The following is a 13,994-nucleotide window of genomic DNA, read 5'->3' as shown; positions in this document are numbered from 1 at the left end:
GCCTCCAGGGTCGTCACAGGGTCGTGGGCACAGCGGGTCACAGGGCGGCGGCGCGCTCCCGCGCCCGGTCGGCGGGGCGCGGCGCGGCGGGCAGGTAGCCCGACGCGACGAAGAAGTCCACCGACTTCGCGAACAGCCCGTCGTCGAGGGGCGTGCACCCGATGCCGGTGCCCGCGAGCGCCGCCTCGGTCTCCGTCACGTCGACCGGCGGGGTGCCTATGCCGCCGTCCAGGACGCGCAGGAAGACGTCGAGCAGGGGGCGTACCGCGTTGCCGGGGTCGGCCAGCACAGCGGCCCGCCAGGACGCCGGGTCCCGCTCGGGCAGCCGGTAGCCCGCCGCCCTGAGGCGCTCCACAAGATGGCGGTACTCGACGCCGTCCCGGCCGTACAGGTGGAAGGTCCGGCCGACGGCCTCCGGCCTGCGGGACAGCGCCACGATCGCGGCGGCGGCGTAGTCCACCGGCACCATGTGCACCGTCCCGGACAGTCCGGCGGGCGCCCCTCCGGCCTGGATCATGCCCTTGAGGCTCAGCCACACGAAGTCGCGCGTCTGGCAGGCGCCGCCCGCCTGGTCGCCCCAGAGGAAGTCGGGCCGGTAGACGGTCACGGGCAGCCCCCGTTCGCGCGCGATCTCGATGACCCGCTCGGCCGTCCACTTGCTCTGCCGGTACCCGTTGGACAGCGCCTCCGGCGGCCCCGTCGGCGCGTCGGCGGCGAGCGGCGGGCCGCCCTTCGCGGCGTCGGCGAACACACCGGTGCTCGACACGTAGTGGACCGGGACGGTCCGGTGCAGGGCCGCCAGCCGCAGGATCTCGCGGACGCCGCCGACGTTGGCGGCTTCGAGCGCCGCGTAGGGCAGGAGCCAGTTGACGACGGACCCGGCGTGGTACACGGCGTCGGCACGCCGCGCGAGGTCGTCGAACTCCGTTTCGGCGAGGCCGAGTCGCGGGGCGGCGAGGTCGCCGACGACGACCGTGAGCCGCGCCGGGTCGACCTCGTCGCCGATCCGGTACCACGCGAGGTTCTCGCGCAGCCGCCGTTCGGCGTCGGCGCGGTCGGCGCCGCGCACCAGGCAGCGCACCCGCGCGCGCGTCGTGCGCATCAGGTCGCGGAGCAGGAACGCGCCGAGGAATCCGGTCGCGCCGGTCAGCAGGACCTCGCCCGGTTCGGTGACCGCCGGGTGCGTCACGCGGGCGGGCCGCACGTCCTCGTCCAGCCGGACCCCGGCGGCGAAGTCGACGGTGCGGGCGGACGCGGTGCCGAGGAGTTCGGCGCACAGCCGGTCGGCCAGCTCCGCCGAGGTGGGGTGCTCGAAGACGACGGAGGCGGGCAGCCGGACCCCGGTCGCGGCCGCGAGCCGGTTGCGCAGGTCGACGGAGATCCGCGAGTCGAAACCGAGGTCGGTGAAGCGGCTGTCGGGGCCGACGGCGTCGGGGCCCGCGTGGCCGAGCGCACGCGCCGCCTCAGCGCGGACAAGGCCGGACACGAGCGCGTGCCTGCCCTCCTCGGGCAGGTCCGCCAGCCGCTCGGCCAGCGACTCGGCGCCGACGGCGTCCACCGGCACGTCCCGCCCGGCCGTGCGCCCGGCCAGGTCGCCGAACAGCGGCGGTACCGTGCCGCGCCGGGCGCGCGGCGCAGCCAGGTCCAGCGGGGTCGCGACGAGAGCCGCGTGCGCCTCACCGAGCGCCGTGTCGAGCATGCGCGGGCCGAGGGTCGCGGTGACGGGGCGCAGGCCGGAGCGGGACATCCGGGTGCGGTCGGCCTCGCTGAAACCCTTCTCCATGCCTCCGGCGTCCCCCCACAGTCCCCAGGCCAGCGACGTCGCGGGCAGGCCGAGTCCGGCGCGGTGCTCGGCGAGCGCGTCCAGGAAGGTGTTGGCCGCCGCGTAGTTCGCCTGCCCCGCGCCGCCGAGAACGCCGCCGATGGACGAGAACAGCACAAAGGCCGACAGGTCGTGGCCGCGCGTCAGGTCGTGCAGGTGCCACGCGGCGTCCACCTTGGGCCGGAGCACGGCGGCGAGCCGGTCGGCGCTCATCGCGGTGACCAGCCCGTCGTCGTGGACGCCCGCCGTGTGCACAACAGCGGTGAGCGGACCGGGGAGCGCGGCGAGGACGGCGGCGAGCGCCGCGCGGTCGGCGACGTCGCAGGCGGCGAAGGCGACCTTCGCGCCGAGCGCGCTGAGTTCGGCGGCCAGGGCCGCCGCGCCGGGCGCGGCGGGACCACGGCGGCTCACCAGCAGGAGGCGGGCGACCCCGTGGGTTTGGACCAGGTGCTTCGCGAACAGCCTTCCCAGGGCGCCGGTGGCTCCGGTGATCAGCACGGTGCCGTCCCGCCGCCACACCTCGCGCGCGGCGGGGGCGGCGGCCCCGAGGCGGGCCAGGCGCGGTACCAGCACCCTGCCGCCACGGACCGCCGCCTGCGGCTCGCCGGACGCCGCGAGCGCGGGCAGGACGGCCGCCGACGCGGGGTCGCCGTCCAGGTCGACCAGGGTGACGCGGCCCGGCATCTCGGTCTGCGCCGACCGCAGCAGGCCCCAGATCGGGGCGGCAGCCAGGTCGGACACGCCGCCGTGCTCCGTCGGCACCGCCCCCCGCGTCACCACAACGAGGGGCAGGTCGGCGGCCCGGTCGTCCCTGGCCCACGCCCTGACGAGTTCCAGGGCCCGGCGCGTCGCGTCGTGGACGCGGGCCACCACGTCGCCGCCCGGCGGGTACCGGAAGGGGACGACCAGGGACGCGCCCGCGCCGGTCGCGCGAAGCGCCGCGTCCAGGGTGCCGAACACCGGGGGGTCGCCCAGGGCGGCACGCACGTCCGGGCACGGCACGGCGGCCTCGCCCGCGACGTCGAGGAGGACCCAGCGCCCGTCGTCTGTCCGGGGGGTGGGGGCGGCCGGGTGCCAGGCGATCCGGAACAGCGCGTCACGGGCCCGCACCGTCGCGACCTCTTCCGCCGCGACCTCGCGGGCGCCGACGGCGCCGACGGACGCGACGGGCCGTCCGGCCGCGTCCGCCACGCGTACCGTCCCGTCGGCGGCGAACCGGGCGCGGACGGCGGTCGCGCCGACCGCGTGCAGGCGGACGTCACGGAGCCGGTCCACCTCGCCCGGCGTGTCCGGGTGGTGCAGGACGGCGTCCAGCAGCGCGGGGTGCAGCCCGAACCCGTCGACCGGGGTGCCGGGAGGCAGGACGGCTTCGGCGTACACGTCGCCGTCCGCGCGCCACACCGCCGTCAGGCGGCCGTGTTCCGTCCCCAGCGTGACGGGCTCGGCGCCGGGGGGCGGCCAGGCGGCGAGGTCCCACGCGGGTCCGCCGACGCCACGGCGCACCGTGCCGGAGGCGCACTCCGTCCAGCCGGGCCGGTCCTCGGCGAGGCCCGCGTGGACGGTGAACCCCCGCCCGCCCGTCTCGTCCGGCGGGCCGAGGACGAGCTGGAGCCGCAGGGCCGTCCGGTCGGGCAGTACGACGGGGCCCGCCAGCACAAGCTCGTCGACGACGGCGCACCCGACCTCGTCGCCCGCCCACGTCACAAGGTCGAGCAGTACCGCCGCCGGGAGGACCGGAGCGCCGCTCCGGGTGCGCCCGGCGAGCCAGGGCGCGGACCTGGCCGACACCGTCGCGGCGCAGACCACCTCGTCGCGGCCCGCCAGGATGACGGGCGGGTCGGCGTAGGGGTGCGCGCCCTGTTCCGCCCGCCCCTCCGCGAGCGGCCGCAGCCAGTAGCGCTCCCGCTGGAACGGGTAGGTCGGCAGCTCCACCGGGCGCGCGCCGCTCCCGGCGAAGAACGCGGGCCAGGCGACACCCGCGCCGCGCACGTGCAGCGCGCCCAGCGCGCTCACCGCGCGGCGCGCCTCGGGTTCCCCGTGACGCAGCGCGGGGATCACCGTGGCCTTCTCGGCACCGGTCTCGGCCATCGCGGCCAGCACGTCACCGGGCCCGATCTCCACCAGCGTCGTCACACCGAGGGACTCCAGCGTCCGCACCGCGTCCAGAAACCGCACCGGACGGCGGACCTGCTCGGCCCAGTAGTCCGGGGACGTCCACCGGTCGTCCGGCTCCGCCCGCCCGGTCACCGTCGAGACGATCGGGACGCGCGGCGGGTGGAAGGCAAGGCCGCGAAGGGACGCGCGGAACTCCTCGATCATCGGGTCCATGCAAGGCGAGTGCGAGGCGCAGCCGATCGGCAGCCGCTTGACCTGGCGGCCGCGCGCCTCCCAGTGGGCGGCCACCGCGCGCACGGCGTCCTCGGCGCCGGAGACGACAACGTCGCGGGGCCCGTTGACGGCGGCGATCACGGCCCCGCCGTCGAGGTCCAGCGTCGGGCGCACCTCGTCCTCGGCGGCCTGGACGGCGATCATCGCGCCGCCGGACACGGACAGCATCAGCCGTCCCCGGACGGTCACCAGCGCCGCCGCGTCGGGCAGCGACAGGACGCCCGCGACGTGGGCGGCGCTGATCTCACCGAGGGAGTGCCCAACGAGGAAGTCCGGACGCACGCCCCAGCTCTCGAAGAGCCGGTACAGGGCGACCTCCACCGCGAACGTGGCGGCCAAGGTGTAGTCGATCCGGTCAAGCCCCTCCCCGGACTCGACCACCGGAAGCAGCGGACCCGGCAGATGGACGTCCAACGCCGCACACACCTCGTCGAACACCGCCGCGAACACCGGGAAGGCGGCACGAAGGCCCCCGGCCATCCCCGCGTGCTGCGCTCCCCCACCGGTGAACATGAACGCAAGCCGCCCGTCCTGCTCCTGCCCGCGCAGCGCGTCCGTGGCCTCCTCGGCGATCCCGTCGAGCCCTCGGATCAGCTCCGCCCGGTCCGCCGCGACCACCACCGCCCGGTGCGGCAGCGCCGCCCGCGTCGTCGCCGTGGAGTACGCGGCGTCCAGCAGGCCGACGCCCGGATCCCCGGCGAGCAGCGCCGCCAGCCGCCGCGCCTGCTCCCGCAACGCCTCCGGCGTCTTGGCCGAGAGCACGCACGGCACCGCCGGGAGCCGCGTCGCGGGACCCGCCTCGGTGTCCGCGTCGGGCTCGGGCGCCTCCTCCAGAATCACGTGCGCGTTGGTGCCGCTCACCCCGAACGCCGACACCGCCGCCCGGCGCGGCCGTCCCGTCTCCGGCCACGGCCGCCGCTCGGTCAGCAGCTCGACGGACCCGGCCGACCAGTCGACGAGCGGCGTCGCCCGGTCCACGTGCAGCGTGCCGGGCAGGACGCCGTGTCGCAGCGCCTCCACCATCTTGATCACACCGCCCACCCCGGCCGCCGCAGCGGCATGCCCGATGTTCGACTTCAACGAGCCGAGCCACACCGGCCGATCCGCCGGACGCCCGGCGCCGTAGGTCGCCAGCAGCGCCCCCGCCTCGATCGGGTCGCCGAGACGGGTGCCGGTGCCGTGCGCCTCGACCGCGTCCACGTCGGCCGTCCCCAGCCCCGCGTCGGCGAGCGCCTGGCGGATCACCCTCTCCTGCGCGGGCCCGTGCGGCGCGGCGAGGCCGTTGGACGCGCCGTCCTGGCCCAGCGCCGACCCTCGCAGCAGCGCGAGGACGCGGTGCCCGTCGCGCCGCGCGTCCGACAGCCGCTGCAACAGGAGCAGGCCCGCCCCCTCCGCCCAGCTCGTGCCGTCGGCCCCGGCGGCGAACGACTTGCACCTGCCGTCCGGGGCGAGCCCGCGCTGTCTGGCGAAGTCCACGAACCCGCCGGGCGATCCCATCACCGTCACGCCTCCGGCGAGCGCGAGCGACGACTCTCCCGCGTGCAGCGAGCGCACCGCGAGGTGCACCGCGACCAGCGACGACGAGCACGCGGTGTCCACGGTGATCGCCGGGCCCTCAAGCCCGAACGTGTAGGAGATCCGGCCCGACGCGACGCTCCCGAACCTGCCTGTCATCAGGTGGCCTTCGAGCTCGGCCGGGCCGCGCAGCCCCAGGTAGGACTGCTCCGACGCGCCGACAAAGACGCCGACCGCCGTGCCGCGCAGCGCCGCCGGGTCGAGGCCCGCGTGTTCGAACGCCTCCCAGGCGGTCTCCAGCAGGACCCGCTGCTGCGGGTCCATCGCCAGCGCCTCACGCGGGGAGATGCCGAAGAACGCCGCGTCGAACTCCGTCGCGTGCGCCAGGAAGCCGCCCGCACGGGTGTAGGAGGTGCCCGGCGCGTCGGGGTCGGCGCTGTAGAGGCCGTCGAGGTCCCAGCCCCGGTCGGCCGGGAACTCCGTGATGGCGTCGCGGCCTTCGGCGACCAGCCGCCACAGGTCGCCGGGCGAGGCGACCCCGCCCGGGTAGCGGCACGCCATGCCCACGACGGCGACGGGCTCCCGCCGTTCCAGGTCGGCGATGCGGCCGCGCGCCCTGCGCAGTTCCATGGTGACCGACCTCAGGTAGTCGGTCAGCCTCTCGTCGTCGGCCATGTCGGTGCCTCGTGTCCTTACCTAGTGCGGCGGGTGCGGCGCGGCGCCGCCCAGTTCGCGGTCGATGAGCGCCAGCAGTTCGTCGGCCGAGGCCGCGGCGAGGTCGGGCGCGGGGTCGTCCGGCTCGTCCGGCCGCCGCCGCAGCAGCGCCCGGAGCCGGTCGGCGGCCGCCCTGCCGTCCACTTCCGACGCCGCCGCCAGGGCCTCCTCCAGCCGATCGAGCGCGGCGAGCACGGGCGAGGGCGGTGCCTCGCCGTGCGCGATCCGCGCGAGCAGGAGGTCGGCGAGCGCGGCCGGGGTCGGATGGTCGAAGACCGCCGTCACCGGCAGCCGGAAGCCGCAGGCCGCGCCCAGCCGGTTGCGCAGGGCGACCGCCGTCAGCGAGTCGAACCCGAGGTCGCGGAACCGCAGCCGGACGTCGACCGTGGCCGGGTCGCGCAGCCCGAGCACGGCGGCGGCCTCCGCGCGGACGAGGTCGAGCACCCGCCGCCCGCGTTCCGCGTCGCTCATCTCGGCGGGCCACCCGGACACGACGGTGTCCGCCGGATCCGCCGGGCCTGCGGCAGGGCCGACGAACCGGTGTGTGTCGCTCTCGGCTGGGAGGGAGTCCGGGTTCAGCCAGTGGCGTTCCCGCTGGAACGGGTAGGTCGGCAGCTCGACGGGCCGGGCCCCGGTCCCGGCGAAGAGGCGTTCCCAGTCGACGGTCACCCCGCGCGCGTGCAGCGCGCCCAGCGCGCTGACGGCACAGCGCGCCTCGGGTTCCCCGTGACGCAGCGCGGGGATCGCCACCGCCTTCTCGGCACCGGTCGCGGCCATCGCGGCCAGCACGTCACCGGGACCGACCTCCAACAGCGTCGTCACACCGAGGGACTCCAGCGTCCGCACCGCGTCCAGAAAACGCACCGGACGGCGGACCTGCTCGGCCCAGTAGTCCGGGGACGTCCACCGGTCGTCGGGTTCGATGTCGCCGGTCACCGTGGAGACGACGGGCAGGCGCGGCGGGCGGGGTGCGAGGCCGCCGATCAGGGACCGGAACTCGCCGATCATCGGGTCCATGCGCGGCGAGTGCGAGGCGCAGCCGATCGGGAGCCGTCGGGTGAACCTGCCACGGTCCGCCCAGTGCGCGGCCACGGCGAGCACCGCGTCCGCGTCCCCGGAGACGACGAGGTCGTGGGGCCCGTTGACGGCGGCGATCACCGCGCGGCCCGCCGCGTCCAGCGTCGGGCGCACCTCGTCCTCAGCCGCCTGCACCGCTGCCATCGCCCCGCCTTCGGACAGCGCGAGCATCATCCGTCCCCGGGCGGTGACGAGGGCGGCGCCGTCGGCGAGGGAGAACACGTCGGCGACGTGGGCGGCGCTGATCTCGCCCAGGGAGTGCCCAACGAGAAAGTCCGGGCGCACGCCCCAGTCCTCGAAGAGCCGGTACAGGGCGACCTCCACCGCGAACGTGGCGGCAAGCGTGTAGTCGATCCGGTCAAGCCCCTCCCCGGACTCGACCACCGCAAGCAGCGGACCCGGCAGATGGACGTCCAACGCCGCACACACCTCGTCGAACACCGCCGCGAACACCGGGAAAGCGGCACGAAGGCCCCCGGCCATCCCCGCGTGCTGCGCTCCCCCACCCGTGAACATAAAGGCGAGGCGCCCGTCCTGCCGTTCCCCGCGCACCGTCCCCATCGAACACAGCCCGTCCTCGGCGATCTCCGCGAGTCCTCGGCGCAGCTCCTCCCGGTCCGCCGCGATCACCACCGCCCGGTGTGGCAGCGCCGCCCGCGTCGTCACCGAGGAGAACGCCGCGTCCGCGTGGCCGACGCGCGGGTCCTCGGCGAGCAGGTCCGCCAGCCGTCGCGCCTGCTCCCGCACCGCCTCCGGCGTCTTGGCCGACAGCACGCACGGCACCGGGAACCCGCCCGCCGACGACCGGGGCGCGGGCACCTCGGCGTCGTCCGCCTCCTCCAGGACGACGTGCGCGTTGGTGCCGCTGAAACCGAACGCGGAGACGGCGGCGCGGCGCGGACGCCCGTCCCTCGGCCAGTCCCGCGCGCGCACGAGCAGGGACAGCGGACCCCCCGCCCAGTCGACGCGGGGCGTGGGCTCCTCGGCGTGCAGGGTGCGGGGCAGGACGCCGTGCCGCAGCGCCTCCACCATCTTGATCACACCGCCCACCCCGGCCGCCGCAGCGGCATGCCCGATGTTCGACTTCAACGAACCGAGCCACACCGGCCGATCCACCGGACGCCCGGCCCCGTAGGTCGCCAGCAGCGCGCGGGCCTCGATCGGGTCTCCCAGCGGCGTCCCCGTGCCGTGCGCCTCGACAACGTCCACCTCGGCGGCCGTAAGCCCGGCGTCGGCCAGCGCGCGGCGGATCACCTTCTCCTGCGCCGGGCCGCTGGGCGCGCTCAGCCCGTTGGACGCGCCGTCCTGGTTGACGGCGCTGCCCCGGACGACGGCGCGCACCCGGCGGCCGTCGCGGCGCGCGTCGGACAGCCGTTGCAGCAGGAGCAGCCCCGCCCCTTCGGCCCAGCCGGTGCCGTCGGCGGCCGCCGCGAACGGCTTGCACCTGCCGTCGGGCGCGAGGCCGCGCAGCCGGGAGAACTCCACGAACGGCCTGGGCGTGGCCAGCACCGTCACGCCGCCCGCCAGCGCGAGGTCGCACTCGCCCCGGCGCAGCGCCGTCACCGCGAGGTGCAGCGCGACGAGGGAGGACGAGCACGCGGTGTCCACGGTGACGGCCGGGCCCTCCAACCCGAAGGTGTAGGCGAGCCGTCCCGAGGCGACGCTGCCCGCGCTGCCGCTGAACAGGTGGCCCTCGTAGCCCTGCGCGGGCGGGAACGGGCGGGAACCGTAGTCGTTGTACATGATCCCGACGTAGACGCCGGTCTGGCTGCCGCGCAGGGAGTCGGGGGCGATTCCGCCCCGTTCGACCGCCTCCCACGCGGTCTCCAGCAGGAGCCGCTGCTGGGGGTCGGTGGCCAGCGCCTCACGCGGCGACATGCCGAAGAACCCGGCGTCGAACAGGTCGGCGCCGGTGAGGAAGCCGCCGTGCCGGACGTAGGACCTGCCGGGCGCGTCGGCGTCGGCGTCGTACAGGTCGCCGAGCGGCCAGCCCCGGTCGTCGGGGAAGGGGGACACCGCGTCCACGCCGTCGGCCACCAGGCGCCACAGCTCTTCGGGCGAGGCCACCCCTCCCGGGTAGCGGCAGGACATGCCGATGATCGCGATCGGCTCGCGCGTCCGGTCCTGGAGTTCGCGCAGGCCGCGGCGGCTCTCCACCGCGTCGGCCACGGCCCGCCTGAGGTAGCGGCGCAGTTGTTCCTCGTCGGCCATGTGGACATCACCCCCGGTCCTGTGCGGTCACCCGCCGCCGTGCTCCAGCGGGGCCTTCCTGAACTGCTCGACGACGCTGGCGTAACCGTCCTTGCCGTGGCCCTGGGCGATCGCCTTCTCGATGACGGCCCTGAGCCGCCTGGGCGGGTCGGCGTCCACGCCTCTGGCCAGGCACTCGGCGACGAGGTTCCGGGCCGCCGGGAGGTGCGTCTCCAGGGTGGAGTCCTCGGCCGCGTGGGCTCCCTCGTCGATCTGCCGGGCGCAGCGGGCGACGAACGAGGGCAGGGCCGCGAACAGCAGGTCGGCGAACGGCGCGAACTCCCCGGCCCTGACGTCCTCGGTGGCGACGAGCGCCGACGCGTGCAGGAACCCGTTCAGGCTCGCCCACAGGATGTCCAGGAGCGCGACGTCGTACAGCGCGGGCAGTCCCGGATCGTCGCCGAGCCGGGTGAGGCCGCCGCCGATCGCCCGGAGGGTCGCGTGGTGGGCGTCGAACGGCTCGCGGCGGCCGCCGTAGAGGACAGCGGTGTCGGGCCCGCCGACGGTGTCGGGGGTCGCCAGGAGCTTGCCGTCGAGGTACGCCGCGCCCTGGTCGGCAGCCCAGGCGGCGAGCCCTCGGGCCTCCCGTGACGTGCCGGAGGTGAGGTTCACCAGCGTCCGGCCGTCAAACGCGCGTCCGGCGGACTCACACGTCCGCGAGACCGCGTCGTTGTCGCTGAGGCAGACGACGGTGAGACCGCCCGCCGAGACCGCCTCGGCGACCGTCCCGGCCCGCAGCGCTCCCCGCGCGACGAGGGGCGCCGCCCTTTCCGGCGAGCGGTTCCAGACCGTCGTCGGATGCCCGCGCCGCAGGAACGCCCCGGCGAGCGCGGAACCCATCAGGCCCAGACCCAGGACCGCGACGGGCTCAGCCATGCGCCGCGACGGGTTCGAGGTCGAACATGACGCCGCCGGGCGGGGCCGTCACGTCGTGGGCGGCGACGCAGCGCCAGCCGGACGCGGCGAACGCGGCGAACCACTCGTCGCGGGTCGGCAGGTAGACACCCATCAGGGCGTGGACCAGCTCGAACCCGAGCGTGAAGAGGGGGGTGTCCGGGCCGGGCCGCCGGGTGGCGCGCGCCACGTCGCACAGCAGGAAGCGGCCCGCGTTGGGGAACGCCCGGCGCAGCCCGCGCAGCGTCCGGACGCACCGGTCGTAGGGCCAGAAGTCGTGCCCCATGAAGGAGCAGGTGATCACGTCGACGCGCTCGCCGCCGGGGATCGCGGGCAGGTCCAGGACGTCGGCCTCACAGACCGTGATCCGGTCGGCGAGCCCCGCGTCCTCGATGGACCGGGCGGCGAGCTTGACGGCGGCGGGCGCGATGTCCACGCCGATCCCCCGGACGCCGGGACGGCCCCCGGCGACCCGCGTCAGCCGTCGGCCGGAACCGCACCCCAGGTCGGCGAGGGCGCCGAACTCCCGCTCGGCCAGCAGCGCGTCGTACAGGCCCTCCACGGCGGTGTCGGCGATCAGGTGCGAGCCGACCGCGACCGCGCGCATGTCGCGGCGGTAGAAGGCGCCGTCGCGCTGGTCGCGCCGGGCCACCCTGGGCGCCTCGCTGAACAGCGCGCCGCAGCCGCGCACCATCCAGTAGAAGTAGCCGCGCGCGGCGTACGCGTCGGCGAACCCGGGGCCCGGCCGCGCCACCCCGTCCGCGACCCGCACGACGTCGCCCCAGACGAGCCCGTTCAGCAGGCGTTCCACCACCACCGGGTCGAGTTCCCGGTCGTCCCGGTCCAGGCGGTAGGCGCCCTCGTCGGCGAGGACGTCGAGGATCCCGAGTTCGCAGGCGGCCGAGAGGGCGACCGCGACGATGTAGGACGAGAAGTGCCCCGCCGAAGGTCCGTGCACGAACGAGTCCGGGCGGGCGGGCTGAACTGCGGTGGTCATGCGGCTCCTCGGCTCGGTGGTGGTGGGCATGGCGCGGACCGGCCGGTGCGGCGCGCGGTCCGGGCCATGCCCGGTGCGGAGTCAGGCGAAGATCGCGTTGAGTTCGCGGTGGGCCTGGTCCCGGTCGTCGGCCCGGTAGTAGACCTCCCAGGCGGTGCGGTACTCGTCCAGCGAGATCGAGCCGTCGCCGTCGGTGTCCAGCGCCTCGAAGGCGGCGACGGCCTCCTGCTTGGACGAGCCGCCCTTGGCGTCCAGCACGCGCAGGAGCTCCGGGAGCGTGGCCCTGCCGTCCCCGTCGGTGTCGATCGCCTGGAACTCCGCCTCGCCCACCGCGTGGATGGCGGCGCGGAGCGAGCGCGGGCCCTCGTCGGGGTCGTCGATCCGGGACAGGAACTCCTCGCGGGTCACCCGCCCGTCCCCGTCGAGGTCGGCGGTGCTGGTGAGGGCCTCCCAGCCGGTCCGGTAGGCGTCGTGCAGGGCGCGGGCCCTGGGCGAGGTCGGCTCGGTCTCGGTGCGGCTGAGGATCTGCCCCGCCAGGATCTCGAAGTCCTGCCACTCGATGGCGCCGGAGCCGTCGGCGTCCAGGTGGTCGAAGAGGCGGCTGAACCGCTCGCGCTGGGTGTCGTTCATACGGTGGATCTCCCTCGCGGCCCCCGTGGAGGCCGATCGGCGATGGCCGGACAGAAGCCGACCACGTACGGTGATCATGTAACAACCGTGCGCTGTAATTCTCAAGCACCGGCTGGTGCGCCGCGCCAGGGCGCCCGCCGCGCCGCGAGCCGGTCGAGCAGCGCGGCCGCCCGCTGGACGTCGACGTCGAGGGGACGGTCCGGATCGATCGGCGCGACCGCCCCACCCAGCTCGCCCAGCACCGCCGCGCACGCGGGCGCGGTGGCCCCCCGCGCGCTGAGGTGTCCGGCCTGCCGGAGCGCCACGCCCAGCGCGCCCTGCACCCAGCGCAGATGCTCCGCCTGCTCCAGCGCGGTGAGGGCGGCCTGGGTCCCCAGCGGCACCACGTCCTGGTTGTGGCCGTTCGTCGGCAGGCTCTGGCCCGAGATCGGCGTCGCGGCGCGGCGCATGGCCGCCACCGTCGCGGTCGCCGCGATCTGCATGCCGACCACCCCGTGCTGCCTGCCCGGCTCCGTCGCCAGCATCGGCGGCAGGCCGCTGTTGCGGTGCGTGTCGGTGAGCAGGTCGAGCTGGCGTTCGGCGAGGTTGGCGAGCTGCGCGGCGACCGTCGACATCGAGTCCGCCGCGAACGCCACCGGCTGGCTGAAGAAGTTGCCGCCGTGCGTGACCACCCGGTCCTCGGCGAAGAACAGCGGATTGTCGTTGATCCCGTTGAGGTCGTCGCCGACGACCGTCGCCGCGTAGTCGAGCGCGCCCGCCGCCGCGCCGATGAGCTGCGGGCTGCACCGGATGCTGTACGGCTCCTGGAGCGGCCGGGCACCGGTCGGCGCCGTCCCGTCCAGCAGGGCGCGCAGCGCGGCGGCGACGTCCTCGCCGTGCCGGTGGCCGAACGCGGCGAGGGTCGGCGCGGCGGCGAAACCCGGATCGCTGCCGAGCAGGTCGGCGAGCAGCGCGGTGAGGGTGACCGCGGTGTTCACCGAGCGGGCGAGGCTCGCCAGCGCCAGGCCCGCCGCCGCCGACGTCACCGAGGTGCCGTTGACCAGCGCGACGGCGTCACGCCCCGCCAGGTGCAGCGGGCCGACCCCGCAGCGGTCGAGCGCCTCGGCGGCGGGCACCCGCACACCGTCCACGTAGGCGTGGCCCTGGCCCTGCATCGCGCGCACCGCGTAGGCGAGCGGGATGAGGTCGCCGCTCGCGCCGACCGAACCCATCCGAGGCACGGCTGGGGCGAACGAGGTCTCCAGGACCGCGACCAGCGTCCGCAGCGCGGCCGGGGACACCGCCGAGCGGCCCTTGGCCAGCGACCACACGCGGGCCAGCAGCGTCGCCCGCATGACCTCCGGCGGCAGGTCCCGGCCGTGCCCGGCGGTCAGGAAGTTCAGGAAACCCTCACTCTGCTCGTGCGCCGTCGCGCGCCCGGCGAAACCGACGAGGTTCCCGAACCCCGTCGTCACCCCGTAGATGTCACGCCCCTCCGCGACGCACGACAGCATGTAGGCGTGCCCTGCGGCGACGCGCTCGGCGGTGTCGTCGGCCATCGCCACCCGCACCGGGCCGCGCGCGGCGGTCTCCAGGTCCGCGGTCGTCAGCCTGCCCGTCACCTCGAGGACCGGCGTGCCGTCCGGGCCCGCCGGGGCCTCCGGCCTGTCGTCGAGCACATCCTGATGGGTCATGCCTGCCTCCTCGTCCGTGTGCCGGACTCGACTG

Annotated in this window: 6 protein-coding genes; all 6 read right to left on the bottom strand. The window is 75.9% G+C overall.

Annotated features, from left to right (window positions below; all coding sequences use genetic code 11):
• Nucleotides 1–37: 37 nt before the first annotated feature.
• Nucleotides 38–6,400, bottom strand: coding sequence for a type I polyketide synthase (locus LO762_RS07715; protein ID WP_230613518.1), 6,363 nt, complete (start codon nt 6,398–6,400; stop codon nt 38–40).
• 21 nt (nt 6,401–6,421) lie between these two features.
• Nucleotides 6,422–9,727, bottom strand: a complete 3,306-nt coding sequence (locus LO762_RS07710; RefSeq protein WP_230613517.1) for a type I polyketide synthase — start codon at nt 9,725–9,727, stop codon at nt 6,422–6,424.
• A gap of 27 nt (nt 9,728–9,754) precedes the next feature.
• Nucleotides 9,755–10,642: an NAD(P)-dependent oxidoreductase gene (locus LO762_RS07705; RefSeq protein WP_230613515.1), complete on the bottom strand. Its 888-nt coding sequence runs from the start codon at nt 10,640–10,642 to the stop codon at nt 9,755–9,757.
• A complete protein-coding gene (locus tag LO762_RS07700) occupies nt 10,635–11,657 on the bottom strand; it encodes a cyclopropane-fatty-acyl-phospholipid synthase family protein (RefSeq protein ID WP_230613514.1) in 1,023 nt (340 codons plus the stop codon). Before LO762_RS07700 ends, LO762_RS07705 begins: the two co-directional genes overlap by 8 nt.
• Nucleotides 11,658–11,738: 81 nt before the next feature.
• Nucleotides 11,739–12,287 carry an EF-hand domain-containing protein gene (locus LO762_RS07695; RefSeq protein WP_230613512.1) on the bottom strand — a complete coding sequence of 183 codons (549 nt, stop codon included), beginning with the start codon at nt 12,285–12,287 and terminating at the stop codon, nt 11,739–11,741.
• A gap of 101 nt (nt 12,288–12,388) precedes the next feature.
• Nucleotides 12,389–13,960, bottom strand: coding sequence for an aromatic amino acid ammonia-lyase (locus LO762_RS07690; RefSeq protein ID WP_230613510.1), 1,572 nt, complete (start codon nt 13,958–13,960; stop codon nt 12,389–12,391).
• Between the last annotated feature and the right edge of the window lie 34 nt (nt 13,961–13,994).

The sequence above is a fragment of the Actinocorallia sp. API 0066 genome, from assembly GCF_020991275.1.
GTDB lineage: Bacteria > Actinomycetota > Actinomycetes > Streptosporangiales > Streptosporangiaceae > Actinocorallia.
Note: the sequence above shows the minus strand (reverse complement) of the source record. Positions and strands in the feature narration are given on the sequence as shown.

Coding starts and splice junctions, on each gene's coding strand:
- LO762_RS07715 (WP_230613518.1), bottom strand. CDS start 6,400: ATGGCCGACGACGAGAGGCTGACCGACTACCTGAGGTCGGTCACCATG.
- LO762_RS07710 (WP_230613517.1), bottom strand. CDS start 9,727: ATGGCCGACGAGGAACAACTGCGCCGCTACCTCAGGCGGGCCGTGGCC.
- LO762_RS07705 (WP_230613515.1), bottom strand. CDS start 10,642: ATGGCTGAGCCCGTCGCGGTCCTGGGTCTGGGCCTGATGGGTTCCGCG.
- LO762_RS07700 (WP_230613514.1), bottom strand. CDS start 11,657: ATGACCACCGCAGTTCAGCCCGCCCGCCCGGACTCGTTCGTGCACGGA.
- LO762_RS07695 (WP_230613512.1), bottom strand. CDS start 12,287: ATGAACGACACCCAGCGCGAGCGGTTCAGCCGCCTCTTCGACCACCTG.
- LO762_RS07690 (WP_230613510.1), bottom strand. CDS start 13,960: ATGACCCATCAGGATGTGCTCGACGACAGGCCGGAGGCCCCGGCGGGC.